Annotated in this window: 22 protein-coding genes; 8 read left to right on the forward strand and 14 right to left on the reverse strand. The window is 73.4% G+C overall.

What is annotated here, in order from left to right; all coding sequences use genetic code 11:
• Positions 1-63 precede the first annotated feature (63 nt).
• The 3 genes from HCU62_RS09095 to HCU62_RS09105 all read right to left on the reverse strand — a co-directional run bounded on the left by HCU62_RS09095 (position 64) and on the right by HCU62_RS09105 (position 2,885).
• On the reverse strand, positions 64-1,950 hold the full coding sequence (locus tag HCU62_RS09095) for a SurA N-terminal domain-containing protein (RefSeq protein ID WP_163298574.1): 1,887 nt from the start codon (positions 1,948-1,950) through the stop codon (positions 64-66).
• 187 nt (positions 1,951-2,137) lie between these two features.
• A complete protein-coding gene (locus HCU62_RS09100; protein ID WP_163298573.1) occupies positions 2,138-2,437 on the reverse strand; it encodes a hypothetical protein in 300 nt (99 codons plus the stop codon).
• A gap of 148 nt (positions 2,438-2,585) precedes the next feature.
• Positions 2,586-2,885 (reverse strand): hypothetical protein, encoded by a 300-nt coding sequence (locus tag HCU62_RS09105; protein ID WP_163298572.1) that lies wholly within the window; start codon positions 2,883-2,885, stop codon positions 2,586-2,588.
• A 297-nt stretch (positions 2,886-3,182) separates the two neighbouring features.
• Here HCU62_RS09105 and HCU62_RS09110 point away from each other — a divergent pair, with 297 nt between their 5' ends.
• Positions 3,183-5,612 (forward strand): hypothetical protein, encoded by a 2,430-nt coding sequence (locus tag HCU62_RS09110; RefSeq protein ID WP_163298571.1) that lies wholly within the window; start codon positions 3,183-3,185, stop codon positions 5,610-5,612.
• Positions 5,613-5,757: 145 nt separating this feature from the next.
• On the opposite strand, the gene HCU62_RS09115 is transcribed toward HCU62_RS09110, so the two are convergent.
• Both HCU62_RS09115 and dfsP read right to left on the reverse strand, forming a co-directional pair.
• On the reverse strand, positions 5,758-7,533 hold the full coding sequence (locus tag HCU62_RS09115) for a hypothetical protein (RefSeq protein ID WP_163298570.1): 1,776 nt from the start codon (positions 7,531-7,533) through the stop codon (positions 5,758-5,760).
• A 16-nt stretch (positions 7,534-7,549) separates the two neighbouring features.
• Positions 7,550-8,236, reverse strand: coding sequence for a DUF166 family (seleno)protein DfsP (dfsP, locus tag HCU62_RS09120; protein WP_163298569.1), 687 nt, complete (start codon positions 8,234-8,236; stop codon positions 7,550-7,552).
• A 150-nt stretch (positions 8,237-8,386) separates the two neighbouring features.
• Here dfsP and HCU62_RS09125 point away from each other — a divergent pair, with 150 nt between their 5' ends.
• The 6 genes from HCU62_RS09125 (at position 8,387) to HCU62_RS09150 (ending at position 14,344) form a co-directional block, all read left to right on the forward strand.
• Entirely contained in the window at positions 8,387-9,730 is a 1,344-nt protein-coding gene (locus tag HCU62_RS09125) for an MFS transporter (RefSeq protein ID WP_169755582.1), read from the forward strand.
• 119 nt (positions 9,731-9,849) lie between these two features.
• Complete coding sequence (locus tag HCU62_RS09130; protein ID WP_246325420.1) at positions 9,850-10,500, forward strand: YdcF family protein; 651 nt, start codon at positions 9,850-9,852, stop codon at positions 10,498-10,500.
• Between the two features lie 7 nt (positions 10,501-10,507).
• Positions 10,508-11,245, forward strand: coding sequence for a metallophosphoesterase family protein (locus HCU62_RS09135; RefSeq protein WP_163298824.1), 738 nt, complete (start codon positions 10,508-10,510; stop codon positions 11,243-11,245).
• Positions 11,242-12,606, forward strand: a complete 1,365-nt coding sequence (locus HCU62_RS12875) for a protein kinase domain-containing protein (RefSeq protein WP_163298823.1) — start codon at positions 11,242-11,244, stop codon at positions 12,604-12,606. The genes HCU62_RS09135 and HCU62_RS12875 overlap by 4 nt, the downstream gene beginning before the upstream one ends.
• Positions 12,603-13,196 (forward strand): MarC family protein, encoded by a 594-nt coding sequence (locus HCU62_RS09145; protein WP_163298822.1) that lies wholly within the window; start codon positions 12,603-12,605, stop codon positions 13,194-13,196. Before HCU62_RS12875 ends, HCU62_RS09145 begins: the two co-directional genes overlap by 4 nt.
• A 29-nt stretch (positions 13,197-13,225) precedes the next feature.
• Complete coding sequence (locus HCU62_RS09150; protein ID WP_163298821.1) at positions 13,226-14,344, forward strand: hypothetical protein; 1,119 nt, start codon at positions 13,226-13,228, stop codon at positions 14,342-14,344.
• Positions 14,345-14,382: 38 nt separating this feature from the next.
• Here HCU62_RS09150 and HCU62_RS09155 read toward each other — a convergent pair whose 3' ends face one another.
• Positions 14,383-16,920, reverse strand: coding sequence for a hybrid sensor histidine kinase/response regulator (locus tag HCU62_RS09155; RefSeq protein ID WP_163298820.1), 2,538 nt, complete (start codon positions 16,918-16,920; stop codon positions 14,383-14,385).
• Between the two features lie 208 nt (positions 16,921-17,128).
• Between HCU62_RS09155 and HCU62_RS09160 the strand changes: the two genes are divergently transcribed.
• Positions 17,129-18,307 (forward strand): iron-containing alcohol dehydrogenase, encoded by a 1,179-nt coding sequence (locus HCU62_RS09160; protein WP_163298819.1) that lies wholly within the window; start codon positions 17,129-17,131, stop codon positions 18,305-18,307.
• Here the strand turns inward: HCU62_RS09160 and HCU62_RS09165 are convergent.
• The 8 genes from HCU62_RS09165 to queD form a co-directional block, all read right to left on the reverse strand.
• On the reverse strand, positions 18,304-19,323 hold the full coding sequence (locus HCU62_RS09165) for an NAD-dependent epimerase (RefSeq protein WP_163298818.1): 1,020 nt from the start codon (positions 19,321-19,323) through the stop codon (positions 18,304-18,306). The genes HCU62_RS09160 and HCU62_RS09165 overlap by 4 nt on opposite strands.
• Entirely contained in the window at positions 19,320-20,675 is a 1,356-nt protein-coding gene (locus HCU62_RS09170; protein ID WP_163298817.1) for a UDP-glucose dehydrogenase family protein, read from the reverse strand. Before HCU62_RS09170 ends, HCU62_RS09165 begins: the two co-directional genes overlap by 4 nt.
• The gene (locus tag HCU62_RS09175) at positions 20,672-21,280 is read right to left on the reverse strand and encodes a phosphatase PAP2 family protein (protein WP_163298816.1); all 609 of its coding nucleotides are present in this window, start codon (positions 21,278-21,280) and stop codon (positions 20,672-20,674) included. The genes HCU62_RS09170 and HCU62_RS09175 overlap by 4 nt, the downstream gene beginning before the upstream one ends.
• The gene (locus HCU62_RS12710; RefSeq protein WP_169755583.1) at positions 21,277-22,821 is read right to left on the reverse strand and encodes an ArnT family glycosyltransferase; all 1,545 of its coding nucleotides are present in this window, start codon (positions 22,819-22,821) and stop codon (positions 21,277-21,279) included. Before HCU62_RS12710 ends, HCU62_RS09175 begins: the two co-directional genes overlap by 4 nt.
• Positions 22,818-23,780: a lysylphosphatidylglycerol synthase transmembrane domain-containing protein gene (locus HCU62_RS09185; RefSeq protein WP_163298895.1), complete on the reverse strand. Its 963-nt coding sequence runs from the start codon at positions 23,778-23,780 to the stop codon at positions 22,818-22,820. The genes HCU62_RS12710 and HCU62_RS09185 overlap by 4 nt, the downstream gene beginning before the upstream one ends.
• Positions 23,781-23,987: 207 nt before the next feature.
• Entirely contained in the window at positions 23,988-24,956 is a 969-nt protein-coding gene (locus HCU62_RS09190) for a glycosyltransferase family 2 protein (protein ID WP_163298896.1), read from the reverse strand.
• Between the two features lie 114 nt (positions 24,957-25,070).
• Positions 25,071-25,706: a radical SAM protein gene (locus HCU62_RS09195; RefSeq protein WP_309474811.1), complete on the reverse strand. Its 636-nt coding sequence runs from the start codon at positions 25,704-25,706 to the stop codon at positions 25,071-25,073.
• Between the two features lie 8 nt (positions 25,707-25,714).
• Positions 25,715-26,113, reverse strand: coding sequence for a 6-carboxytetrahydropterin synthase QueD (gene queD, locus HCU62_RS09200; protein ID WP_163298897.1), 399 nt, complete (start codon positions 26,111-26,113; stop codon positions 25,715-25,717).
• Between the last annotated feature and the right edge of the window lie 174 nt (positions 26,114-26,287).

Raw genomic sequence — 26,287 nt, forward strand, 5'->3', positions numbered from 1 at the left:
CGACGGACCGTACCGGTCCATCCCGCCGGGCCGTGCGCCGCCCCGGCCCGCCGGGGCGGGGGATCAGAGGGTGCCGCGCACCCGGACCTCGGCCTGCTTCCGGGCCGCCTCGAGCCAGCCCTGGAAGACGGCCCGGCGTTTCTCCTCGAGGAGCCGGGCCTCGATGTCCTTCCGGGCCGCCTCGAACCCGGAGGGGTCCGCCGCCCGGCGGGCCTTGAAGGCCAGGACATAGGAGGCGCCCCCCGCCGCCACCGGCTCGTCCGGCAACGGGTCCGCCTCGGAGCGGGAGAGGGCCGCCGCCACGACCTCGGCGGGGAGCCGCCCGCCGGCCTCCCGGTCGGAGCGGCGGAAGAACCCGCTCTCGCGCACCTCGAGCCCCTCCTTCCGCGCCGCGGCGGAGAGCCCCGCCTTCCGCGCCTCGGCCAGGAGCCGGGCGGCCTTCTCCCGGCAGACGCCCTCCGCCGCCTCGTCGGTGTAGTCTTCGAGCGCCTTCGCCCGCACCTCCTGGAGCGGCGGGACGCGGGGCGGCTCCTTGTCGAGCACCTCGAGGATCAGCACCCCGTCCGGCACCCGGAGGAGGGAGCTCATCTCGCCCTTGCCCAGGGCGAAGACGTTGCGGAGGACGTCCGGGTCGTCGCCCAACACCGGCGCCGGGGCGCTCCGGGTGAAGAACCCGGTGGTCTCCAGGGAGAGACCGTGTCGCTTGGCGTAGGCGGCGAGGCCGCCGAGCTCGAAGATCTCGTCGTAGGCGGCGTTGGCCCGGGCGGCGAGGGCCGATGCCGCCTTCCGCCGGGCGAGCTTGCGCCGGATCTCGCGGGCGACCTCCTTGAAGGGTTTCACGCGGCCCGGCTCGATCTTCTCCACCTTGACAAGGTGCCAGCCGAAGCGGGTCCGGACCGGCGCGGAGACCTTCCCGGCCTCGAGTTCGAAGGCCGCCTTGTCGAAGGCGGGCACCATGGTGCCCCGGGTGATGAAGCCCAGGTCGCCGCCCTTCTTGGCCGTGGCCGGGTCCTCGGAGTGGCGCCGGGCGAGTCGGGCGAAGTCGGCCCCCTTCTCGATGCGGCGGCGGAGGGCCTCGGCCCGGGCCCGAACCTCCTTCTCCACGGCTTCTCCGGCCCCCGGCGGCACCGTGAGCAGGATGTGGCGCACCCGGCGGCGCTCCGGCACCTCGAACTCCTTCTTGTGCTCCTCGTAGTAGGCCCGGACCTCGTCGTCGGGCACGGTGACCTTTCCCACGGACTTCCGGGAGAAGAGGAGGTAGCGGACCCGCACCCGGGGCTCGGTCCGGTAGCGCTCGCGGTGGTCCCGGTACCAGGCCTCGAGCTCCGCCTCGTCCACCCGCACCTCGTCCCGGCAGTCGGCCGGGGCGAGCCGCACGTAGGCCACGTCGATCTCCTCGTTCTGGAAGCCGTAGTAGGCCCGCGCCTCGTCGCCGCCCACGGTGATGCCCGTGGCGAAGAGGGCGCCGAGTTTCTCGGCGAGGAGCTGCTGCCGGACCTCGGCCTCGTAGTCTTCCGGCGTCATCCGGGCGTTTTGGAGGGCCATCCGGTAGAGGCGCTGGTCGAAGACGCCGCCGCTTCGGAAGGCGGGCACCGAGAGGATGGCCTGCTGGACCTCCGGGTCGCGCACCCGGACGCCGACGGCCTCGGCCGCCTGGCGCATGACGCGCTCGGTGACGAGCCGCTCGAGCACCTGTTCCTTGAGGTGGACCTGCTCTTCGAAGTGCTCCGGCAGGGTGCCGCCGAAGATCTGGCGGTAGCGGTCCCGCGTCCGCTCGAGGGCCAGGTCGAAGTCCTTGTGGAGGATCGGCTCCCCGTTGACCTCGGCCAGGGTCTCCGCGCGCCGCGAGCGCAGCGACCCCACGCCCCACGGGATGAAGACCAGGATGATCAGCCCGAGGATGACCTTGACGATCCAGGAGCCGACGTTTCGGCGGATGAATTCCAGCATGGGTGCCCTCCCCTCCGCTGGACGCCGCAGGCGTCCGTTCGACCCGGAAAGAGCATACCCAACGGCCGCGACCCCCGCAACGGCCGGCCCGCTGCGGCCCGGGGAGGATCGCCGGGGGGCGGGGAGGCGGGGCCCCAAAAAAAGCGCCCCGCTGGAGCGGGGCGCCCCGGGTCGGCCCGTTGCGGCCTCAGCCGCCGATGTCGTCGTTGGTCCGGCAGTGCCGGGCGTCGATGGCGCTCTTCACCTGGAGGTAGCCGGGCCAGCCGTAGAGGGGGATGAAGCCCAGCCAGAACTTCTTGGTGGGGCAATTCTTGAAGCCGCCCCAGCCCTTCAGGTACCACTCGCCGAGGCCGGGGTGGAGGATGGAGAGCCACATGGCCGAGGTGCCGGACTTTCCGCCGGGGCAGTCGTCGGCGGCGAGGGCCGGGGCGGCCGGCCCGGCCAGCAGCGCGGCGCACAGCAGCAGGACCACGGGGAGTCTCTTCATGACCTGACCTCCTTCATGCCGTTACGGGTTCCGTGCAGGTCGGCCGGCGGGAGGCCCGCCGGCCGGGTTCCATTTTGCCCCCCCGGGCCCAAAAATCAAGCCGGTGGGCGGGCCGCGCGACCGTCGGTGTGTGGCCGGCGCGACACCCTCAAAGGTGACCCACGAAGGTCATCCGGAAATGGTAGGCGGCCATGGTGGCCGCCGCGTACCATGCGGCGGTGAGGACCGCGGCGGCCGCGGCGGCGCCCAGGAGCCGCTTGACCCGGTCGTTTCCCCGCACGAGGCCCCGGTTGGCCACCAGGAAGACGGCGAACACCAGCCCCAGGGTGAACCCCAGGCCCTTGGCGAACTCCGGGAAGAAGGCCGTCCGCCAGTTGGTGGCGTCGAGGACCATCCAGGCGGCGGTGAAGAGCACGAAGAGCAGGGCGTCTGTCTTGAGGATACGCACGGGGCTTGGCCTCCTTCGGACCGATCTCCCTCCTCATCGGCCCCGCCCCCGCCCCGCTTGAACGGCCGGGGCGGGGGCGCCCGTTCCGCGAAGGATACGTTTTCCGAATCCAACCAAAGAAGATTTCCATCCTGGGAATCACGCTAAAGGGTCTTGACCCTTCGTCGGATCGGTGCTAGCCAAAAAACGAGGGAAGGGGGTCTTTGTTGGAGGATATACGCTTATTCACCCATTAATCGGCGCTCCGGCAGGGTACCCCCGCATCGGTTTTTCCTTTTCGAGGAGAGGAGGTGCCTCATGAAACGCTGGAAGAAGTGGTGCGCCGTCACGGGATCGGCCCTCGTCGCAGTGGGCATCGGGGCGATTTCCGCCCCGGCCTGGACGCCGGTGCCGGTCAAGGAGGACCCGCTGGTCCGGATGCCGGGGACCCAGCCGCCGCCGGAAAACGCCGCCGACATCGAGGCCCCCACGCGGTGTCTCAACTGCCACGCCGGGTTCGACACCGCCGTGGAGCCGGGGTTCAACTGGAAGGGCTCCATGATGGCCCAGGCCGCCCTGGACTTCCTCTACTGGTCGTGTCTCACGGTGGCGGCCCAGGACTCCATCTGGGCGGTGGGCCGGCCCAACGCCACCGACATCTGCCTCCGGTGCCACATGCCCAAGGGCTGGCTCCAGGGGCGTTCCGATCCCACCAACGGCTCCGCCATGGTGGGGCACGACTTCGACGGGGTCCAGTGCGACTTCTGCCACAGCATGTTCGACCCCTTCGCCTCGGCCACCCACGACGGCAGCCGGGAGGGGGGCGACTGGCTGGGGTACTGGGACGAGACCAACCAGAGCGGGACCCCCTCCCAGCCGGCCGCCGACCTCACGCTGGCCGAGGACCTCAGGCTCTCCCTCGGGATCCTGCTCTTCAACGGGGGGGCCTTCTACCAGGGGTCTCTGCCGCCGCCGGGCTACACCGAGAACGCCGCGGGGCAGTACTTCGTGGACGACACGCGGGACAAGCGGGCCTCCTTCGCCGACGCCAACGCCCGGCACCCCATCCTCTACAGCCGGTACCACAAGTCGCGCTACTTCTGTTCCACCTGCCACGACGTCTCCAACCCGGTGCTGGCGAACCTCGGGGCCGACCCGACCCAGCCGCTGCCCACGGAGACCGCCTCGGCCCACACCTACTTCCACGTGGAGCGGACCTTCTCGGAGTTCATGCTCTCCGACTACGGCCGCCAGGGAGGCGCCCCGGGCATCGGGCCCTACGACCCGGCGGTCTTCGAGACATCGCGGCCCATGAACTACATCGCCGCCTGCCAGGACTGCCACATGCGCGACGGCGTGGGCCGGGCCTGCTCCCAGAACGGCGGCGTGGTGCGCCCCGCCGAGAGCGTGGAACACCCCAAGAGCGGGCAGCCCATCCATGACCTCACCGGCGGCAACGCCTGGGTCTCCTGGGTGCTGGCGAGCGCCGTCTCCGGGTCGCCCAACTACGACGCCTTCAACGCGGCCCTCCTGAACGCCTCCAACACCCCGGACCTCTTGACCATCGATCTCAACGCGGGGGTTGGGGTGGACCCGGCGGCGCTGCTGGCCGGGGCGGACCGGGCCATGCAGCAGCTGCGCCTGGCGGCCGCCGTCCAGGGCGTCTCCTATGACCCCGCCACCGGGGCCCTCTCCTTCCGCATCCAGAACCAGACCGGCCACAAGTTGATCTCCGGCTTCCCGGAGGGGCGGCGGATGTTCGTCAACATCCGCGCCTACCAGGGCGGGAGCCTCGTCTACGAGGTGAACCCCTACGACGCCGCCGCCGGGACGCTCAAGGGCCTCCACTACACCTACGCCGATCCCGACGGAACGCTCCCCGCCCCGGCGCCGCTGGGACCCAACGAGGCCTACGTGGACGCCCTGGTCTACGAGCTGCACCCGTCGAGCAGCCTCACCGGCGAGGCCGAGTCGTTTCACTTCGCCCTGGCCACCGGGCGCTACAAGGACAACCGGATCCCGCCCAAGGGCTTCCGCGTCGCCGAGGCGGCGGCCCGGCTCTGCCTGCCGGTGGACCACGGGCAGGACGCCCCGGGCCTCTACACGGCCGAGGAGTACGCGGGGGGCTACGACCAGGTCTCCCTGTCCATCCCCCCCGGCGCCGACTACGTGGAGATCACCCTCTACTACCAGACCACGAGCCGCGAGTACGTGGAGTTTCTCCGGGACGAGATCAAGGGCACCGCCACCACCCTCTCGAGCCCGACGCCCTCGGGTGAGCCCCAGGCCTACGTGATCCAGACCGATCCCTTCTTCTCGAAGCTGGCCGCCTGGGGTGACACCATCTGGCGGCTCTGGAAGCACAACATGAACGTCACCACCGCCGCCCCCTTCGCCATGGCCGGCGCCGCATGGGGGACGCCCCCCGCCCCGGCCTGCGCCACGCCCGGGGCGCCGGTGGGCCTTACGGCCACGGGCGGCCGCAAGACCGTGGACCTGGCCTGGAGCGCCGGGGACCCGCCGCCCGACGGCGGCTACCGGGTCTACTACGACCAGGCCGGAAAGCTCCAGTTCCTCGCCGCCGTGGACGCGGCCACCACGAGCTACACCGACCGGGGCCTCCAGCGGACCACCGAGTACTGTTATGCGGTGACGGCCTGGAACGACTGCGACGGTGATGGCCTCTACACCGCCGGCGTCGACACGGAGAGCCCGCCGAGCGCCACCGCCTGCGCCACCACGCCGTGACATCGACGCCGCGGCCGCCGGCCCGCCGGCGGAGTCGGGGCGGCCCCGGTGCCCGGGGCCGCCCCTTCTTCTTCACCAGGCGGCGCCGCCGTGCTGCGGCGCGGCGCCGTGGTGAGGCGGGCCGGGGCCGTCGCGGGGTCCCCCGCTACGCCCCGCCGGCCCGCTCGGTCACGGCCCGGAAGAGGGCCCGGGCGGCCTCCTCCGGCCCCCGTTCCTCCCAGCCCTCCAGGCCCAGCCGCGTCCGGAGCTGGCCCAGGAAGACCCCGGCCCGTTCCGCCGCGTGGAAGACGCGCTCCGCGATCTCGTCGTGGAGCCGGCGGTACTCGGGGGGGCCGAAGACGTTGGCGAAGTAGCTGCGGACCAGGCCCCGGTCGGCCGTGGTGCCCTTGGCCATGGCGGCGCCCTCGCGGAAGACCGCCAGGGCCGCCTCGGCGCCCGGAAACGCCTCCAGGACGGGGTGGCCGGCGTCCACCGCCTCGTGGTTGTTGGCGTAGAGGAGGAAGTCCACGGGGTGGCCGTGGAGGACCTCCTCGAGGTCGGTGATGGGGAGCACCACCCTGGCGTTGGTCTTCTGGGGGCTCATGAGGATGGCCCGGTCGATCTGGCCGAAGACGTAGCCCTGCTGGAGGTCGTCGAGCCGGATGAAGGCCCCGGTCTCGGTGCCGTAGCCCAGGAGCCGCCCGTCCGGGGCCACCTCGATGGAGCCCATGTCGTCGGCCACCACGTGCATCTGGCGGATCTCGGCCCGGCCCAGGCGGCGCAGGGCCTCGAGGGTCTCGGACTTTCCGGTGGCGGTGTCGCCGATGACCAGGATGTTGGCGGCGGCGCGGTTCCTGAGCTCCAGCCGGACCATGGCCCCGTGGAAGGGGAGGCGCCCGCGCTTCATCATGGCCACGTTGTGGAGGGTGAGGGCCATCTTCTTGAGGTAGCCGAAGTAGCCGAACCGGTCCCCGGCCGGGATGGCCCCCACCAGGAGGCCGCAGCCGGCGTCGTCGTGGAAGACTGTGCGGTCGTCTCCGAACCGTTCCATGGCGTCCGGCGGCAGGCCGTAGGCCAGGACGGCGTCGGGCCCCCGGGCCACCCGCTCGATGGAGGCGAGGTCGAAGAGGTTCGCCAGCGCCGTGCCGAGTCCCATGAAGCACTGGTGGAAATAGACGAAGACCACCAGCGGCCCCACCTGGGCGGGGTAGCAGAGCCACTCCTCCGGGTCGAGCTGCACGCCCTCGAGGGGGTTTTCGGCCACCCGGCGGAACCGGCCGGAGCGCTTGTTCTCGGGGGGGTCGATGATGAGGGGCGGGTCGATCCAGACCTGGCGGATCACGGGGACGTCGGCCAGCGGACCGTAGCACCCCATGGGCACGGGCCAGGCCCGGGGCACGGCGATGAGGCCCACCTGGCAGCCGGCCGGGACCTGCCGGTAGACCCGGGGCGGGGTGCCGGTGATGTTCTCGCAGAGGTCGCGGTAGACGGCCCGGACGAAGTGGGTGAGCTCCTCCACCGTGTTTTCGAAGGTCCGGTAGGGCCGGAAGACGTCGCCCCCGGGCCCGGTCTCGCTGTGGCTGACGAGGAAGCGGTCGAAGTGCCGCCAGTAGTTGTAGAGGGCCTCCACGAAGAGGTGGAGCCGGCGGCGCTTGGGGACGAGGTCCCTCGCCCGGGGGAAGGCCTCGGCGATCTGGTCCAGCCGGGTGCCGAGGAGGATCCGGAGGAGGTTCACCATCTGCGACTCGGAGGAGTGGCCCTCGCTCGGCGGCGGCAGCACCTCGAGGAGCGGGGAGTCCTCCGCCCGCAGGTGGGCGATGAAGTCGCGGACCACCTGCTCGAAGATGTCGCTGGCCACGAGCTGGCGGGCCGAGGAACAGACGGCGGCCTCGGTGTGGAGGATGACCTGGCGGCCGGTGCGGACGAAGCGGGCGGCGGACATGGGAGGCCTCCTGCGGTCAGCCCCGGCCGTCGTCGCCGGGTCGGCCGGGGGCGCCGGCCCGTTCCAGGGCCTTGCGGAGCGCGGCCCGGTGGACGTGGCCGGCATGGTGGAGGGGGCTCTTGCCGGAGACGGGGTCGAAGGCGGAGGGATCCGCGCAGCAGAGGTACTGGACCTCGCGCCCCACGGCGGCCAGGGCCGCCTCCGGGGCGAGACCCGCCAGGCGCCGGGCCGCCTCCCACGTGGCCCCGCACGAGGCCCCCCGGCGCACGCGGACCTCGGCGATGCGGCCCGCCTCGAGGCGCACCTCGAACTCCGGCAGCCCGAACTGCTCGCCATAGGCCCCGAGGGCCGGCCGGCGGGGGAGCGAGCAGCACGTGAAGGGCGAGTCGGCACCTTCCACGGGCCGGGGGCCCGAGGCCACCACCGGCGTCCCCCGCGCCGCGTAGTGCCGGACCACGAAGTCGGCCAGGTCCGGGTGGCGCAGGAAGCAGAGCACCACGTCGGCCTCGGGGAGCCGGGGCAGGACGGCCTCCGGCTCGTCGATGAACTCCGGCAGGGGACCGGCGACGTCCACGTCGGCCACCACCTCGATGTCCCGCCCGTGGGCCCGTATGCCCGCCACCTTCCGGGCCCCGGAGCCGCCTTCCTGGAAGACGGCGACCCGGCAGGGGCGGGGGCTGTCCGTGGGGGTTCGGGCGGGCATCGTCGTCATCGCCTCGGATCTTCTTGCATCTTCGGCCGTTCCCCGGGGGCGCGCCCCTGGCGCACGCCCGCCGGTGCGGCTAGGCTGTCTGCAGCATAATCCGGCCGGGGGCGGGCTGTCACGCCCCGGGCCCGGGGCGCGGGAGGCGGCATGGGACCTTCATCGTGGCTGCCCGCCGAGGCGGGGCGGCGGCGGGTCATCCTGGGCTGGGCGGCCTACGACTGGGCCAACTCGGCCTACGCCACCACCGTGGCCGCGGCGGTGCTCCCGGTCTACTTCGCGGCGGTGGTGGTGCCGCCGGGGGGCGTGGCGGCGGGCGGCACGCGGCTGGCGGCCGAGACCCTCTGGGGCCTGCTCTCGGCCGGCTCCGCGCTGGTGGTCTTCGCCCTGGCGCCCGTCCTGGGGGCCGTGGCGGACTTCCGGGCCGCCAAGCGGCCCTTCCTCCTCGCCTTCTGTCTTGCCGGCGCGGCCGCCGTCCTGGGTCTCGCCTCCGCCGGGCCGGGGGACACGGCCCGGGTGGCGGCGGCCTTCGTGCTGGCCCAGGTGGGCTTCGTGGGGGCCAACGTCTTCTACGACGCCTTCCTGCCGGTCATCGCGCGGCGGGAGGAACGGGACCGGGTCTCGAGCCTGGGCTACGCCGCGGGCTACCTCGGCGGGGGGCTCCACTTCGGTCTCTCGCTCCTGGTGGTGGCCTTTCACCACCGGCTCGGCCTCGCCGCCCCCGCCGCGGCCCGGCTGGTCATGGCGTCGGCGGCGCTCTGGTGGGCCGGCTTCGCCCTGGCGGCCGCCGGACGGCTCCCGGAGGGCCGGCGGGGCCGGCGGTTGCCTCCCGCCCTCCGGCGGCTTCGCCTGGGCGCGGGCTACGCGGTGCTCGGCCTGCGCCGGGTGGGGCGCACCCTGCGGCGCCTGCGGCGGCTGCCGAACCTCCTCCTCTTCCTCGCCGCCTTCTTCGCCTACAACGACGGCATCCAGACCGTGGTGCGCATGGCCGCCATCTACGGCCGCCAGGAACTCGGCCTGGCGCCGGCGGTGCTCATGGGGGCGCTGCTCGTCGCCCAGGCCACGGCCCTGGCCGGGTCGCTGGCCTTCGGCGCGCTCGCGGGCCGGGTGGGGGCCAAGCTGGCGACGCTGGCGACGCTGGCGGTCTGGGTCGCGGCGGCGGGGCTCGCGGCCGCCGTGGAGGGGGCCGCGGCCTTCGTGGCCCTCGGGGCCCTCTTCGGGGCGGTGCTCGGGGGCAGCCAGGCGCTCAGCCGGTCGCTCTACGCCGGGATGGTGCCGGCCGGGGCCGAGGCGGAGTTCTTCGCCTTCTACGGGGTGACCGCCCGGCTCTCCGCCGTCTGGGGGCCGTTCTTCTTCGCCGTCATCCGGCACGCCACCGGGTCTTCCCGCCTGGGGATCGCCTCGGTCCTCGCGCTCCTGCTGCTCGGCATGGCGCTCCTTTCGCGCGTGGACCCGGCCGCCGCCCGGCGGGAGGCCCGGGGCGCCGCCCCTTGAGCCGGCGGGCGGGGTCGCCGGGGCGGGCGTTTGCGGGTATCCTCGATGCAGGCACCCCGCCCGGGCGGGCGGGGACCCACCGCGGGGGTGACGGCATGCGCATCGGGGACAGGCTGAGGATGGCGGGGTTCGACGGGCTCTCCATGCTGGCCCTCTCCACCTTGGTGATCCTTGCCACCGGGGGGCTCTCGTTCCTCGCCGCCCTGGCCGCCGTGGTCCGGACCGCCGCGACCGCTCCCGCCGACGTGGCGGGCGGCTCGCTCTTCCTGGTCCTCGGGCAGCGGCTCCGGAACGGGCGGGTTACCCCGGACTACGCCCGGCGGCTCCGCCGGGCGGCCGTGCTCCTCGCCCGCCGCCCCGGGGCGCGGGCCCTGGTCCTCGGCGGGCGCCTTCCCGGGGCGGCGATCAGCGAGGCCTCGGCCGGGGCCCGGTTCCTCGAGGCACTCGGCGTGGCCCCCGGGCGCATCCTCCGCGAGGACGGCTCCCGCCACACCCTGGAGAACCTTCAGGCCGCCCGGGGGCTTCTGGCGGGGGCGGGGCCCGGCGAGGCCGTCCTCGTCACCAACCGCTACCACCTGGCCCGGTCCCTGGCCCTGGCCTCGGGCCTCGGGCTGGAGCTGGCGCCCTGCGCCGCCGAGGACCGGTTCCGCCACCGGCCCGGCACATGGCTCCAGTGTCTCAAGGAGGCCTACTACCTCCACTGGTACCGGGTGGGACGGGCCTGGTCCTTGCGCACCGGAAACCGCCGGATGATCCGGCGCATCAGCTGACAGACCCATGCGCCTTGCGGTCCTCTCCGACATCCACGGCAACCTCGAGGCCTTCCGGGCGGTGCTGGCCGACGTGGCGGCCGCCGGCGCCGACCGCGCGGTGTGCCTCGGCGACATCGTGGGCTACGGGGCCGACCCCGAGGCCTGCGTGGCCCTGGTGCGGGAGCGGGGGATCGCCTGCATCCAGGGCAACCACGACCTCGGGGTGGTGAGCCCGGCCCAGGCCCGGCGGTTCAACCCCTCGGCCCGGGTCTCCCTGGAGATCACGAAGCGGCTCCTTTCACCCGGCGCCCGCGACTTCCTGGCCGCGCTGCCCCGGACCCTGGTGGTGGGGGATGCCTGGTGCGTGCACGGCTTTCCGCCGGACTCCGTGGACACCTACCTCTGGCAGGCCACCGGCCGCGAGATCGCCGAGGCCCTCCGGGCACTGCCCGTTCCCCTCTGCTTCGTGGGGCACACCCACGAGCTGGCGCTGGTGCGGGTGGGGCCCGGGGACGTGGTCGTCCAGTCGGGCTTCGGCCCCGGCGGGCTGATCCTCGGACCCGGCGAGCGGGTGCTCGTCAACGCCGGCAGCGTGGGCCAACCCCGCGACGGCGACAGCCGCGCCAAGTACGTGGTGTGGGACGACGCGGCCCGGACCCTCGAGGTCCGGCGCGTCCCCTACGACGTGGCCGCCGCCGCCGAAAAGATCCTGGCCGCGGGTTTCCCGGCCTACAACGCCCAGCGCCTGGGGGCCCCGCGGTGAAGCGCCGCCCGAAACGGATCGGCAAGTACGAGGTCCTCGGCCGTCTCGGGGCGGGCGGCTGGGGGGCGGTCTACCGGGTGCGCATCCCGGTGATCGACCGCCTGGCCGCCCTGAAGCTCCTCTCCCCCCATCCGCTCCTGGTGGATCTTCTCGGGGCCGGCGAGGTGCGCCGCCGCTTCGTGGCTGAGGCCCGGGTCATGGCCCGCCTGCGCCACCCGAACGTGGTGGACGTCTGGGACTACGGGGAGTTCGAAGGAGCCCCCTACTTCGTCATGGAGTTCTACTGCCACAACCTGGGGGACCTCGTGGGCGAGGCCGCGGAGGTGGAGCGGGCCTCGCGGCCGCTCCGCGTGGACAAGGCCGTCCACTACGCCCGGGAGACGCTGCGTGGGCTGGCCGCCCTCCACGAGGCCGGGGTCGTGCACCGGGACGTGAAGCCGGCCAACCTCCTGGTGACCGACGAGGACCGGGTGAAGCTCATCGACTTCGGGCTCTGCCGCCTCCGGGGCGAGAAGGCCGCCACCCCGCCGGGGCTCGTGGTGGGCTCCCCCTACTACACGGCCCCCGAGCAGCGGCGCGACCCGGATGCCGCCGGCGCCCCGGCGGACCTCTTCTCGGTGGGGGTGATGCTCCACCGGATGCTCACCGGGCGGCTCCCGGAGGGGGGCGTCACCCCAGGCCGGCTGAACCCGGACCTCGACGGCGGCTGGGACGCCCTCCTCGGCCGCCTCTTGGCCCCGGACCCAGACGCCCGCCCGCCGGGGGCCGAAGCGGCCCTGGCGGAGCTCGAGGCGGTCTACGAAGCCTGGAGGGCCCGGCGGGAGGCGGCCTGCGCCCTCCCGGCGGACGGGCCGGCCGCCGCCGGGGCCCCGGCCGCGGTGCGCCTCCGCGCCGTGCCCCGGCGGGTGCCTCCGGCCAAGGCGGCCGCCGCCTTCGGCCTGGACGGGCTCCGCCGTCCCCTCCGGTACCACGCGGGGCGGTTCGAGGACCGGGGCGACGGCACCGTGGCGGACCGTGCCGCCGGCCTCCTGTGGGAGCGGGGCGGCTCGCCCCATCCCCTCACCTGGGAGGAGGCGGGCGAACGGGTCCGGCGCCTGGGCGAGGCGGGGCTCGCCGGCCGGCGCGACTGGCGGCTGCCCACCCTGGAGGAGCTCATGTCGCTTCTCACCCCCGTCCCCCGGGGCCGCGGCCACTGCATCGAGCCGGTCTTCGACACCCGGCACCGGTGGCTCTGGAGCGCGGACCGCGCCTCGGCCTCGGCGGCCTGGTACGCCAACGTGGAGGTGGGCTTCGTGGACAACCAGGACACCGGTTGTTACAACTTCTGCCGGGCGGTGGCGTCCCTGGAGGAGGGGCCGTGAAGGTCTTCTGGCTGTGCTTCGTGCCGCTCTTCGTGGCGGTGGACCCGGTGGGCATGGTGCCGGTCTTCCTGGGGCTCACCGAGGGGCTGGACAGGGGGGCGATCCGCCGGACCGCGGTCCAGACCGTGGCCACCGCCGCCGGGGTGGCCCTGGCCTTCCTGTGGGTGGGGACGGCCTTCTTCCGGCTCCTGGGGATCACCGTGGCGGACTTCATGGTGGCCGGGGGGATCCTGCTCTTCGTGTTCTCCCTGCGCGATCTCCTCGCCGAGGGGGCGGCCCGGCGGCGGTCGGACCCGGCCGCGCTGGGCGTGGTCCCGCTGGGGGTCCCCCTGGTGGCGGGCCCCGCGGTGCTCACCACGTCGGTGCTGCTCGTCAACCAGTACGGCTTCGGGCCCACGGCCCTGGCCCTGGGGGTGAACATCCTGCTCCTGGGGGGCGCGCTGTTCTTCGCCGGGGGCATCCTCCGGCTCCTGGGGCGCGCCGGGGCGCGGACCGTCTCGAAGGTCTCGAGCCTGCTCCTCGCCTCCCTGGCGGTGATGATCGTGCGCAAGGGGATCGCCGCCTTCCTGGCCGGCGGGGGCGGACCGTGACGGCCCGGCGGGGCCGGAAGGAGGGCGTCATGACCGTGGGAGATCGGCGTTTCGGCGGCCCCGGGCGCCCGGTGCGCCGGCGGCTTCTCCTGGCGCTCTCGGTGCTGCTCGCCGCCGGGTGCGGCCCCGTGGGACCCACGGTCCTCCAGCAGGGCCGAAACGGCTACAACATCGCCATCCAGCGCTCCAACGACGAGCAGCTCCTCCTGAACCTCGTCCGGCTCCGGTACCGCGACACCCCCTTCTTCCTCGAGGTGAGCAGCGTCTCCTCGCAGTTCACCTTCGAGGGGTCGGCCACCCTCTCCGGCACGGCGAACGAGAAGAATCCCGACGTCCTCGGCCTCGGGACGGGGGTCGGGTTCTCGGAGCGGCCCACGGTCTCCTTCACCCCGCTCCAGGGAGAGAAGTTCGTCCGCATGGTCCTCTCCCCGGTCTCCCTGGACAGCCTGGTGCTGCTGTGCAACTCGGGCTGGAGCGTGGAGCGGGTCTTCCGGACCTGCGTCCAGCGGATGAACGGGCTCCGGAACGCCCCGAGCGCCTCCGGCCCCACCCCGGCGACGCCGCCCGAGTACGCGGGCTTCGTGGAGGCGACCCGGCTGTTGCGCCGGCTCCAGCAACGGGACGCCGTCGCCTTCGCCTTCGAGAAGGAGGCGGGGGCGTTCGTGCCGGTACTGCGGCTGGCACCCGCGGCCGCGGGCGTCGCGGAGGTCCGGCGGCTGACGGCGCTCGTCGGTCCGCCCGGCCCGGGGGGGCGCTACCGCCTCTACGGGAGCGGTGCCGGGACGCCCCGCGCCGGCGACCTGGTGCTCCAGACCCGTTCCCTCCTCGGGATCCTCTTCTTCCTGTCCCAGGCCGTCTCGGTGCCGGAAGCGGACGAGGCGGCCGGCCGGGTCACGGTGACGCGGGGGCCCGGCGGCGAAAAGTTCGACTGGGGCCAGGTGGTGGGGGACATCCTCCGCATCCGGCACAGCGCCTCTCGGCCTGCGGGGGCCGCCGTGGCGATCCGGTACCGCGGCCGCTGGTTCTACCTGGACGACACGGACCTCGACTCTAAGTCCACCTTCTCGCTGCTCGCGCAGCTCGTGGCCCTCCAGTCGGGCCGGGTGGAACGGGTCACCCCGCTGCTCACCCTGCCCGTGGGGCAGTGAGGGGGAGTCGGTCCCGAAGAGTGCCGGCCCGGGGGGGATCACCCGTTTCCGGCCATGCCCGGCAGCACTTGCTGCACCGGGCCTTCCCGGTCGGCCGCCGCTCGGCCGAGCACCCTCCGCAGCACGGCGGCAAGCTCCGCGGTCCGGTAGGGCTTCGGGATCACGGCGGCGAACCCGTGCGCCTCGTGGTCGCCCATGACGGGATCGGTGGAATAGCCGCTTGAGGCCACGGCCCGGACGGCGGGGTCGATCTCCCGGAGCCGCTGCACCGCCTCCTTGCCGCCCATGCCGCCGGGGACCGTGAGGTCCAGGACCACGGCGTCGAAGGGTTTCCCGGCCGCCCGGGCCTCGGCGTAGAGCCGGACGGCCTCCGCCCCGTCCCGGGCCGCGGCCGCCTCGTAGCCCAGGGTGGCCAGCATGTCCAGGGCGCAGGCACGGACCACTTCCTCGTCGTCCATCACCAGGATCCGTCCCCGGCCCTCGGCGGGCGCCTCTTCCCCCGCCTCGGCCTCCACCGGCGCCTCCGCCGCGGGGAGGTAGAGGATGAAGGCGGTGCCCCGGCCCACCTCCGACTCCACCTCGATGAACCCGCCGTGGCGGCGCACGATGGAGTGGGCCGTGGCCAGCCCCAGGCCGGTCCCGTTCTCCTTGGTGGTGAAGTACGGGTCGAAGATGCGCGGGAGATCCCGCGGGGCGATGCCGCAGCCCTGGTCCTCGATGCGGATCCGCACGTACCGGCCCGGGTCCAGGGGCAGGCCGGCGGCGGCCGCCTCCGGCAGGTTCTCGCACCGGATCCGGATGCAGCCGCCCTGGGGCATGACCTGGGCCCCGTTGATCATGATGTTGCCGATCACCTGGCTCATCTGCCCGGGATCCACGTCCACGGGCCAGAGGTCGTCCGGCGCCGCGAGCTGGTAGCGCACGTTGGAGCCCCGGAGGGAGAAGTCGGCGGAATCGCGGATGACGTCCAGTATGGAGGCGGCCCGGCGCACGGGGGCCCCGCCCTTGGCGAAGGTGAGCAACTGCTGGGTGAGGTCCCGGGCCCGGAGGGTCGCCTTCTCCGCCCGCTCGAGGCGGTCGAGGACCTGGCTGTCGGGGTCGGCGCCCATCTTGGCCAGGGAGATGTTGCCGAGGATGGCGGTGAGGAGGTTGTTGAAGTCGTGGGCGATGCCCCCGGCGAGGATCCCGAGCGACTCGAGTTTTTCCGCCCGGAGCAGGCTCTCCCGCATCCGGTCCTTCTCCGTGGTGTCGTGGAGGACCAGGACGGCCCCGGCGGCCCCGGCGCCCAGGAGCGCCCCGTGGACCTCCACCGTCCGCTCCGTCCCGTCCCGTGAGACGACCACGGCCCGCTCGTCGAGCCCCCGCTCCAGGGCGGCATCGAGGGCCTCCCGGCCGTCCCAGAACATGCCGCCGTCCTCCGGCCGCCGCAGCCGGATGACCTCGTGGGCCGGCCGGCCGGCGGCCTCCTCCCGGGACCACCCCGTCAGCCGCTCGGCCACGGGGTTCAGATAGAGCACCCGCCCCGACCCGTCGAGGGCCGCGACGCCGTCCCCGATGCCCCGGAGCGTCACCTCGAGCCGTTCCTTCTCCGCGGCCAGGCGGTCGGCCGCCGCCTTGCGGGCCGCCACGTCGCGGACCATGGCGATGACCCGCCCCTCGCCGGCGTGCTCGAAGTAGGCCAGCCGGATCTCCACGGGGACCCGGCGCCCGTCTCGGCACCGCATGAAGCCCTCCACAGTGTCGCTGCCCCGTCCGTCTCGGAGGGCCTGCCACTGCCGCCGGAGCAGGTCCGGCGGGATGCCCGCCTCGAGGTCGGCCACGGTGAGCCGGAGGAGGTCCTCGCGGCGGTAGCCCGTGCATCGGCAGGCGGCGGGATTCGCCTCGAGGATCCGGCCCTCGAGGTCGTGCACGAAGATCCCGTCGCCGGCGTTCTCCACGAGGTGGCGGAAGCGGCGCTCGCTGTCGAGGAGCGCTCCCCGGGCCCGCTCGAAGTGGGCGAGCAGCATCCCCACCGCCACGGCCAGTCCGCAGAGGGTGGCGAGGAGGAAGCCCCACGGGGCGAACCACTCCACCGGCCGGAGGAAGGGGTAGTCGAGCTTGTGGAGCCCCCAGAGGACCAGGGCTCCGCCCGCCAGCCACCGCCCGGCCCGGTACCGGGAGGGAAGGGCGAGGAGCACCCACCCGGCGCGGATGTAGACGAGCCCCAGGATCAGGAAGACCGGCCCGCTGTACCAGCCGAAGGAGACCGGGGCGAAGGCCGCCCCGGCGGTCCAGAGGAGGCAGAGCAGGAGGAGACCCGTCCAGGTCCGCGGGAGGGGGCGCCCCGCGAAGACCTCGGTGCCCCAGAGCAGGAAGAAGCCGTTGGCCAGGGCCGCCGTCTGGTTGCCGAGCCGGAGCAGCGGGAGGTCCAGGCCGGCCTGGACCGCGACGATCTGGAACAGGGTCCGAAGGGCGAAGAAGGCCCAGGCCAGGGCCCAGATCCCCACGTACCGGTCCCGGTCCTTGTGATAGAAGTACGCGAAGACGAAGGTCAGGAAGACCACCGTGGCGAAGAGCGTGACGACGGAGGGCAGCATGGCGGTCTCAGGCCTCGTCCCGTCGCGGGAGGCGGGCCGGGGCGTCTCCCCCGGACCCGGCGCCCCCTACTCCCCGGGCCGTTTTGTCGTGTAGAATGGTGACCATGGACGGCGTCGGCCCCGCAGCCGGCGGCGCCGGTTTCCACTCTTATCGGCGTGCCCGCCCCGGAGGATTAGGGCGCCGCGCCCAGCGACCCGGAGGCCTCCCATGCAGCCCTTCACCTTTCACAATCCCACCCGCATCCTCTTCGGCCCGGGGCTCTGCGACCAGGCCGGGGCCGAGATCCGCCCCTTCTCGGACCGGGTGCTGCTCGTCACCGGGACGGGCAGCGCCAAGCGGACAGGTGCCTACGACAGGGTCCGCCGGAGCCTCGAGGCGGCCGGCGTCCGCGTCCGGGACCTCGAGGGCGTGGTCTCCAACCCCCGCCTCTCCAAGGTGCGGGAGGGGATCGAGGCGACCCGGGCGGAGGCGCTCACCGCGGTGGTGGCCCTCGGCGGCGGCAGCGTCATGGACACCGCCAAGGCCGTGGCGGCCGGCGCGGTCCTGGACGAGGGCGACGTCTGGGACTGCTTCACCCGGACGCGGGAGATCGCCGGGGCCCTCCCCGTCTTCACCGTCCCGACGCTGGCGGCCTCGGGGTCGGAGATGAACGGCTTCATGGTCATCACCAACGAGGAGACGGGGCACAAGCTCGCGGCGGGCTCCGAGCATCTCTACCCGCGGCTGTCCATCCTGGACCCGGTGCTCACCTGCTCGGTGCCCCCGGACTACACCGCCTACGGCGGCGCCGACGCCGTCTGCCACCTGCTCGAGCCCTACTTCAACGGGTCCGACCCCGACACCCCCCTCCAGGACCGTCTGGCCGAGGCCCTGATCCAGACCCTCCTCGAGGCCACCGAGGCGGCCGTGGCGCGGCCCGGGGACGTGGCCGCCCGGTCCACCCTCATGTGGGGGGCCACCCTGGCCCTGAACGGGCTGACCCGGGCGGGCATCGGGGAGCACTTCTTCGCGGTCCACATGATCGAGCACGCGCTGAGCGCCCTCTTCGACGTCCCCCACGGGGCGGGGCTGGCCGCCCTGCTGCCGGGCTGGATGTCGTGGCGGGCCGCGGAGTCCGCGGACAAGGTGGCCCAGCTCGGCCGGCGCCTCTGGAACCTCTCGGGCGGCACCCGGCGCGAGGAGGCCCGGCAGACCATCGCGGCCCTGCGCGACTGGCTCCGCCGGGTGGGGTGCCCCACGAGCCTTTCGGAACTCGGCATCTCCGCCGGCGACCACGGCCGGATCGCCGAGAACGCCGCCCTCCAGGCGGGCATCTGGGGCGTGGACGCCCTCTACACCCCGGAGGTGGTCGCGGCCGTGCTCGCCCAGTGCCAGGAGGCGGCCTAGCCGGCCGTCCCGGGGCCGTAGTAGTCCAGGTACCAGTCCACGAACCGGGCGATTCCCTCCTCCACGGGGGTGGCGGCCTTGAAGCCCACGTCCCGCTCGAGGTCGGTGGTGTCGGCGAAGGTCTCCGGGACGTCGCCCTTCTGGAGGGGGAGGAGGCGCATCTCGGCCCTTCGACCGAGCCGTTCCTCGATGAGCCCGATGAACCGCATGAGGTCCACCGGCGTGCTGTTGCCGATGTTGTAGATCCGGTAGGGGGCGGCGCTGGTCCCGGGGTCGGGGTCGTCCCCGTTCCAGGAGGGATCCGGGGCCGGGACGCGGTCCAGGACCCGGACCACGCCCTCCACGATGTCGTCGATGTAGGTGAAGTCGCGCCGGCACCGGCCGTGGTTGAAGACGTCGATGGGTTCCCCGGCCAGGATCTTGCGGGTGAAGATGAAGTAGGCCATGTCCGGCCGGCCCCAGGGGCCGTAGACGGTGAAGAACCGGAGGCCGGTGGTCGGCAGCCCGTAGAGGTGGCTGTAGGCGTGGGCCATGAGCTCGCCCGCCTTCTTGGTGGCGGCGTAGAGGCTCACCGGGTGGTCCACGTTGTGGTGCACCGAGAAGGGAAGCCGCGTGTTGGCCCCGTAGACCGAGCTGCTCGAGGCGAAGACCAGGTGCTCCACCCCGTGGCGGCGGCAGCCCTCAAGGACGTTGGCGAAGCCCACGAGGTTGGCGTCCACGTAGGCGTCGGGGTTTTCCAAGGAGTAGCGCACTCCGGGCTGGGCGGCGAGATTCACCACGCGGCGGGGCCGGTGGCGGGCGAAGACCCCGGCCATGGCCCCGCGGTCGGCGATGTCCGCCCGCTCGGCGGTGAACCCGGGCCGGGCCGCGAGGCGGGCCAGCCGCGCCTCCTTGAGGGTCACGTCGTAGTAGTCGTTGAGGTTGTCCACCCCCACCACCTCGTCTCCGCGGTCGAGGAGGGCGTGGGAGAGGGCCGCCCCGATGAAGCCCGCCGCCCCGGTGACGAGGACCTTCACGCCGCCGCCCCCGCCGGCCGGTGGACGCTCCGCCCGCGGCCGATGCCGTAGTAGGCGAAGCCCTTGGCGGCCAAGAGGTCCGGGTCGTAGACGTTTCGGCCGTCGAAGATCACCGGCTCTCCAAGGAGCTCGCGGATCCGGTCGAAGTCGGGGCTCCGGAATTCCTTCCACTCCGTCACCAGCGCCAGCCCGTCCGCCCCCTCCAGGGCCTCGTAGGGCGACGGGACCAGCTCGAGTCCGTCCCGGTCGCCGAAGCGGCGCCGGACGGCCTCCATGGCCTTCGGGTCGTAGGCCCGGACGCGGGCCCCGCGCGCCAGCAGCCCCTCGATCAGCACGCAGCTCGGGGCCTCGCGGATGTCGTCGGTGCCGGGCTTGAAGGAGAGCCCCCAGAGGGCCAGGGTCCGACCCGGGAGCCGGTCGCCGTAGTGGGCCTCCATCTTGCGGAGGAGGACCTCCTTCTGCCGCCGGTTCACGTCTTCCACGGCGGCCAGGAGGCGCGCCTCGTAGCCCGCGGCGGCCGCCATGCGCTCCAAGGCCTTGACGTCCTTGGGGAAGCAGGAGCCGCCGTAGCCGCAACCGGGGTAGATGAAGGCGTAGCCGATCCGCGAGTCGGAGCCGATCCCCACCCGGACCTTCTCGATGTCCGCCCCCAGGCGCTCGGCCAGGTTCGCCATCTCGTTCATGAAGCTGATCTTGGTGGCCAGCATGGCGTTGGCGGCGTACTTGGTCAGTTCCGCGGAGCGGACGTCCATGATCACCATGCGCTCGTGGTTCCGGTTGAAGGGGGCGTAGAGGAGCTTCAGGAGCTCGACGGTTCGGGGGTTGTCGGCGCCCACCACGATCCGCTCGGGTTTCATGAAGTCCTCCACCGCCTCCCCCTCCTTGAGGAACTCCGGGTTGCAGACCACGTCGAATTCCACCTGCACCCCGCGCCGGTGGAGCTCGGCGGCCACCGCCTCCCGGACCCGGTCGGCGGTGCCCACGGGCACCGTGGACTTGTCCACCACCACCCGGTACCCGTCCATGTGGGCCCCGATGGTCCGGGCCACGTCGAGCACGTGGCGCAGATCCGCCGAGCCGTCCTCGTCGGGCGGGGTGCCCACCGCGATCATCTGGAAGAGACCGTGCGCCACCGCCTCGGCGGGGTCGGTGGTGAAGGCGAGGCGGCCCGCGGCGGTGTTCCGGTGGACGAGGTCCTCGAGCCCCGGCTCGAAGATGGGCACCTCGCCCGCGTTGAGCCGCTCGACCCGCGCCGCGTCCACGTCCACGCACAGGACCTCGTTGCCGACCTCGGCGAAGCAGGCCCCCGTGACGAGGCCCACGTAACCGCAGCCGAAGATGGTGACCTTCATGGTGTCCTCCTCGTCGTCCGGCCCCCCTCCACCCGGCGGCGCAGGAGGCAGGCGAGCCCCCAGCCCCAGGCGGCGCCGAGCAGCGCCCCGCCGAGGACGTCCAGGGGATAGTGCTCGCCAAGATAAATCCTGGAGTAGGAAACCGCCAGGGCCAGCGGTAGGAGACCGGGCCACCACCGGGGCCGCCAGCGGGCGAGGTAGGCCCCGGCGGTCCAGATGTTGGCCGCGTGGCACGAGGGCCAGGACAGGCTCGGCCCCGCGTAGGCCCGGATGGTCGGGTTGGTGACGAACCACTTCCAGCCCGAGGCCACCCAGACGCCGTCGAGGTCCACGTAGGGCCGCATCCGGCCCACCAGGGGCTTGATGAGCCGGGCGCAGGCGAGGTCCGCCGCCACCACGGCGGCGACGAGGCCGAGCCACATCACCCGTTCCCGCCGCCCCCCCCGCCAGAGCCGCCAGGCGAGAACAGGAACGAGCACCGGCAGGAAGAGCTTCAGGTCGGACAGGGCCGGCATGAGCCAGTCGAAGACCGGGTTCCGGGCATGGTTCAGGCAGAGGAAGAGGGCCCGGTCCGCCCGGAGAATCGCGTCCAGGGCGGCCGTCACCGGCGGCCTCCCCGCCGGAACCCGCGGCCCAGGTAGAGGGCGAGGCGCCGCGTGCCCGCCGGTCCGAGGACCGCCTCCACCTCCCCCAGGGGCCGGAGCTCGGTGAAGTCCCGTGCCACGATGGGCAGGAGCGGGTCCCCGGGCTCCAGCACCACCAGGGCGTCTCGGCCCGCCGCGGCCTCGAGGAGCTCCGGCCAGAGCTCGTACTGGGACCGCACCCCCTCCCCGGGGACGCTCCAGCGGGCCACGGGAAGCCCCCGGGGCAGGTAGAAGGCGAGCTCGGAGACGACCTGACGCCGCCGGGAGAGGACGACCATCCGCTCCCGGCCCGGGAGGCCGTCCAGAACCCGGCCCACCTCGCGCCCCAGCTCGGCCCACCCCCGGACCCGCACCGTGGGGTCGAGACGTCCCCCGGCCAGGGGTGAACGGACCACCGCCGGGGGCACGGCGTAGAGGAGGAGGCTCATGGCGGCGGCGGTCCAGACCCCGGCCCGGAAGAGGCGGACCCGCCGCCCGGGGGGCGGGGCGGGCCGATCCACGGCCCCCTCGGCCCAGCCGGCCAGGAGCACCAGCGAGCCGAGGTGGAAGGGGGCGGCCCAGTTGGCGTTGACGGGCTGGTGGAGGGAGAGGGCCAGGACCCCGAAGACCGGGACCGTGCTCATGGCCAGCAGGAAGGCCACGGGTCCGTGTGCCCGGCGGGCCCGGGCGAGCCAGGCCCCGCCCACCCAGAGGGCGAGCCCCCAGAGGATGGGGGAGACCACGCCGAGCTGGGAGCCGGCGAAGGCCAAGAAGGTCTTCAGGGAGACCGCCCCCCCCGCGGCGTGGAAGTGGTGGGCGGTGTGGCGGAAGGTGATCCAGCCGTGGCGGGCGTTCCATGCGAGCACCGGGGCGACCATCAGGCCGCTTGCCAGGACCGCCGCATAGGGCCACGGGGAGCGCAGGAGGCGCCGCCGGCCGGGATCCGCCGCGAGGAAGAGCCCCGCCAGCGGCCAGAAGGCCGCCATGGTCTGCTTGGAAAGGAGTCCCGCACCCACGAGGGCCCCGGTGAGGAGCCACCAGCCGGCGTGGCCCCGTCCGCCTTCCGCCGCCCGCCAGAAGGTGAAGAGGGCCAGGGACCAGCAGCAGACCAGGGGGGCGTCGATGGTCATGGCCAGGCAGAGGACGGCGCTTCCGGGCAGGGCCGCGGCGGCCGCCGCGGCCCAGAACCCCGCCCGGGCCGAGAAGAGCCGGCGGCCGAGGAGGTAGACCCCCCAGAGGGTGACGGTGCCGAGGACCGCCGCCGGCAGCCGCACGCCGAGGGCGCTGTGCCCGAAGATATCTACGGCCCCGGCGATGATCCAGGCCACCATGGGCGGCTTGCTGTAGTAGCCCCAGTCGAGCCGGCGCGACCAGTCCCAGTAGTAGGCCTCGTCCGGGGAGAGGTCCAGCCGCAGGAGGGCCAGGATCGCCACCCGGAGGGCGAGGACGCCGAAGAAGAGCACCAGGAAGCGCCGGTGCCACAGGGCCGCGTCCCCGCCGGTCGCCGCCGGTGCCGCCCTCATGCCGCACCCCCCGCCCGGCCTCCGTGGAGGCCGACTCCGTAGGCCAGGCCCCCCAGGAGGCTCGCCGCCACCTGGACCCCGAAGAAGGTGAGCCCCAGGGTGAGGGCCTGGCCGGCGGGCACGCCCTCGATGCCGAGGAAGAAGACGAAGCCGCCCTCCCGGACCCCGATCCCGTTGAAGCTCACGGGGAGCAGGGAGGCCAGGGCGATGAGCGGAAAGACGGCGTAGTAGAAGGCGACGGGGGGCGCCAGCCCCATGCCCCGGCCGAGCACCGCCACGGCCCCCATGCAGAGCCCCTGGAGGAGCAGGGAGAGGCCGAAGGCCGCGCCGACCCGCGCCGGGTGCCGGGCCAGCTCCTCCAGGGCCTGGAGCCGGCCGGCCGAGGCCGGAAAGAGCCGGCGGAGGAGGCCGGGCGCCGCGGCGGCCAGCACGGCGAGACCCGCCGCGGCTGCGGCCGCACCCACCAGGGGCCACCGGAACCGGGCCGCCGCCCCCGGGTCGGCCGCCGTCACCGCCAGCGCCCCCAGGAGGAACATGGCCGCGAAGCCGAGGGCCCGGTCGGCCAGCACCGTGGCGGCGGCCCTGAGCCGCCTCGGCTCCCCGCCGGCCAGCCAGAAGACCTTCCAGACGTCGCCCCCGATGCTCGTGGGCAGGAAGAGGTTGAAGAACATCCCGGCGAAGTAGGCGCCGAGGTAACGCCGCCAGGCCCCGCCGAAGCCCAGGGCCCCGGCCAGGAGGAACCACCGGAGGCTGCTCGCCAGCTGGGATCCCAGGTAGAGGGCGAGGGCCGCGGCCGCGGCCCCCGCGGGGACCGCCCCGAAGGAGGCGGCCAGCTCGCCGGGTTCCACGCGGGAGACGAGCCAGGCCAGGAGCCCGAGGCTCACCCCCAGCCGGGCCGCCAGCCGCCCGGCGCCCCGGCGGCGGGTTTCTGCTCCGTGATGGCCGTGTGACGCGGTCAAGGCGGGACGGCTAGGCGGGCGTCGCCGGCGGGCACGACGCCATCACGCGATGACCTCGCAAGAAGGCCTCTGGGTGGATGGCTAAGCGAAGAACGCCGAAGGCAAGGTGCGATGATGTCGAGGATTGAGGCGTACTTAAGTACGCCGCAATGACGAGAACATCCGAAGCAACGCCGCGGTGGGCGGTTTTTTCCGACGCCGTCATCATTATTCGATGACCCGCCGCACGGTATAGATGCGCCGGCCGGAGGACTCGTAGTAGGTCCGGACCACCAGCTCGGCCAGGAGCCCGATGCCCGCCAGCACGAGGCCGGTGATGACGAGCAGCGCCCCCAGCAGCAGCAGGGGCCGGTGCCCGATGTCCTGGCCCAGCCAGAGTTTCACCCAGGTGAGGTAGCCCTCCACCAGGACCCCGGCCGCGAAGAGGAGACCGCCGCTCAGGCCGAAGAACTGGAGGGGCCGCGTGGCGAACTTCTGGAAGAAGAGCATGAGGAGGAGGTCCAGGAGCACCCGGTAGGTCCGGCCGATCCCGTACTTGCTCGTCCCCATGCGGCGGGGATGGTGGGTGACCTCCACCTCGGCCACCCGGGCGCCGTAGAGGTGGGCGAGCACCGGGATGAAGCGGTGGAGTTCCCCGTAGAGGACGAGGTTCTTCGCCACGTCGCGGGTGTAGGCCTTGAGGGAGCAGCCGTAGTCGTGGAGGCGGACCCCGGTGGACCAGCCGATGAGACGGTTGGCGAGCACCGAGGGGAGGCGCCGGGAGAGGAAGGGGTCCTTCCGGTCGCGGCGCCAGCCGCTGACCATGTCGTAGCCCTCCTCGAGCTTGGCCACCAGCCGGGGGATGTCGGCGGGGTCGTTCTGGAGGTCGCCGTCCATGGAGACCACCACGTCGCCTCGGGCATGGTCGAAGCCGGCGGTCATGGCCGCGCTCTGGCCGAAGTTGCGGCGGAAGACCACCACCCGGAGCTCCGGGAACCGTTCCTTGAGCCCGGCGTAGAGCTCCTGGCTGCCGTCGGTGCTCCCGTCGTCCACGAAGACGATCTCGAAGGACCGGCCCAGGGGCCGGAGGTGCGCCACCAGGCGCTCCGCCAGGGGGGCGAGGTTGGGGGCCTCGTTGTAGACCGGTACCACCACGGAGATCTCGGGGCGGGGTGGGACGGAGGGTTCGGTGTGCATGGAAGGCTCCAGGAGGCGGGGTGAAAACACCCCCGCCGGCCCCGTTTCTATACCCGCGGGGGCGCAGCGGCGCAAGGTCGGGGCCGTCGTGTCGCCGGTGGCCCGAACCGGGCCCTAGACGCCCTGCCTGTCTCCCCAGAGCAGCTTGTGGAGCTGGAGCTGGAAGCGGACCGGCAGGCGGTCCGCAAGGATCCACTCGGCCAGATCGGCCGGTGCCAGCCGGCCCCAGGCCGGGGAGAAGAGGACCTCCACCCCCGGCGGCAGGCGCCAGCCCCCAAGCTCCGCCACGGCCCAGTCGTAGTCCGCCCGGCCGGTCAGCACGAACTTCACCTGGTCGCCGGCCCGGAGCCGGGCGAGGTTCTCCGGGCGCCAGGCGCCGGCCACGCCGCTGCCGGGGGTCTTGCGGTCCACGATGCAGGTGACGCCGGGCGGGACGGGGTCGAGGGGGAGGCTCCCGTTGGTCTCGAGCAGGACCTCGGCCCCCGCCGCGAGGAGCCGCCCGAGCAGTTCCGGGGTCTCGGGCTGGAGGAGGGGCTCGCCGCCTGTCACCTCCACCAGGGGCACGCCGCTTTCGCGCCAGCGCCCCACCAGGCCGCCCGGGGGGATCGTCTCCCCGCCCTCCCAGGCGTAGGCCGTGTCGCAGTAGGTGCACCGGAGGTTGCACCCCGCCATCCGGATGAAGAAACACGGCCGGCCGGCGGCGGTCCCCTCCCCCTGGAGGCTCGTGAAGGTCTCGGCGACGCGGGGCACGGCGGCCCTCAGCCGGCGGCCCCGCCGCTCGAGGGGTCCTCGATGTAGGTGACCCCCGTCTTCGGGGTCTCGCAGACCGTGACCCGGGCGACCCGGACCCCGGGGTGGGCGGCGATCTCCTCGCCGAGGCGCCGGTGGATGTAGGCCGCCAGGTGCTCCGAGGAGGGGTTGCGGTCCTGGAAGGCCGGGTGGTCGTTGATGTTGGTGTGGTCCAGTTCCTCCAGGACGGTGCCGAGGGCGGCCTTGAGGTCGCGGAAGTCGATGCCCACGCCGATCTCGTTCAGGCCCTCGGCGCGGACCACGGCCTCCACCTCCCAGTTATGGCCGTGGAGGTGCTCGCAGTCGCCCGGGTAGTCCCGGAGGTAGTGGGCGGCGGAGAAGTGGGTGCGGCAGAAGATCTCGTACATGGCGTCGCTCCTTCCTCGACGGCGTCGCAAAAATACGCCAACTGCGGCGTTGCTTCGGATGCTCTCGTCGCGGCGGGCTTAAGTGCGCCGCGTTCCTCGATATCCTCGCGCCTTGCATTCGGCGATCTTTGCTCGGCGGTCCACTCGGAGGCCTTTCGGCGGGGCCGTCTTCCT

The sequence above is a fragment of the Dissulfurirhabdus thermomarina genome (genome assembly GCF_012979235.1).
In the GTDB taxonomy this organism is placed as follows: Bacteria; Desulfobacterota; Dissulfuribacteria; order Dissulfuribacterales; family Dissulfurirhabdaceae; genus Dissulfurirhabdus; species Dissulfurirhabdus thermomarina.

Excerpts from the sequence above, each read along its gene's own strand:
- HCU62_RS09095 (WP_163298574.1), bottom strand. The coding sequence starts at position 1,950 with ATGCTGGAATTCATCCGCCGAAACGTCGGCTCCTGGATCGTCAAGGTC.
- HCU62_RS09100 (WP_163298573.1), bottom strand. The coding sequence starts at position 2,437 with ATGAAGAGACTCCCCGTGGTCCTGCTGCTGTGCGCCGCGCTGCTGGCC.
- HCU62_RS09110 (WP_163298571.1), top strand. The coding sequence starts at position 3,183 with ATGAAACGCTGGAAGAAGTGGTGCGCCGTCACGGGATCGGCCCTCGTC.
- HCU62_RS09115 (WP_163298570.1), bottom strand. The coding sequence starts at position 7,533 with ATGTCCGCCGCCCGCTTCGTCCGCACCGGCCGCCAGGTCATCCTCCAC.
- dfsP (WP_163298569.1), bottom strand. The coding sequence starts at position 8,236 with ATGCCCGCCCGAACCCCCACGGACAGCCCCCGCCCCTGCCGGGTCGCC.
- HCU62_RS09125 (WP_169755582.1), top strand. The coding sequence starts at position 8,387 with ATGGGACCTTCATCGTGGCTGCCCGCCGAGGCGGGGCGGCGGCGGGTC.
- HCU62_RS09130 (WP_246325420.1), top strand. The coding sequence starts at position 9,850 with ATGGCGGGGTTCGACGGGCTCTCCATGCTGGCCCTCTCCACCTTGGTG.
- HCU62_RS09135 (WP_163298824.1), top strand. The coding sequence starts at position 10,508 with ATGCGCCTTGCGGTCCTCTCCGACATCCACGGCAACCTCGAGGCCTTC.
- HCU62_RS09150 (WP_163298821.1), top strand. The coding sequence starts at position 13,226 with ATGACCGTGGGAGATCGGCGTTTCGGCGGCCCCGGGCGCCCGGTGCGC.
- HCU62_RS09155 (WP_163298820.1), bottom strand. The coding sequence starts at position 16,920 with ATGCTGCCCTCCGTCGTCACGCTCTTCGCCACGGTGGTCTTCCTGACC.
- HCU62_RS09160 (WP_163298819.1), top strand. The coding sequence starts at position 17,129 with ATGCAGCCCTTCACCTTTCACAATCCCACCCGCATCCTCTTCGGCCCG.
- HCU62_RS09170 (WP_163298817.1), bottom strand. The coding sequence starts at position 20,675 with ATGAAGGTCACCATCTTCGGCTGCGGTTACGTGGGCCTCGTCACGGGG.
- HCU62_RS12710 (WP_169755583.1), bottom strand. The coding sequence starts at position 22,821 with ATGAGGGCGGCACCGGCGGCGACCGGCGGGGACGCGGCCCTGTGGCAC.
- HCU62_RS09190 (WP_163298896.1), bottom strand. The coding sequence starts at position 24,956 with ATGCACACCGAACCCTCCGTCCCACCCCGCCCCGAGATCTCCGTGGTG.
- queD (WP_163298897.1), bottom strand. The coding sequence starts at position 26,113 with ATGTACGAGATCTTCTGCCGCACCCACTTCTCCGCCGCCCACTACCTC.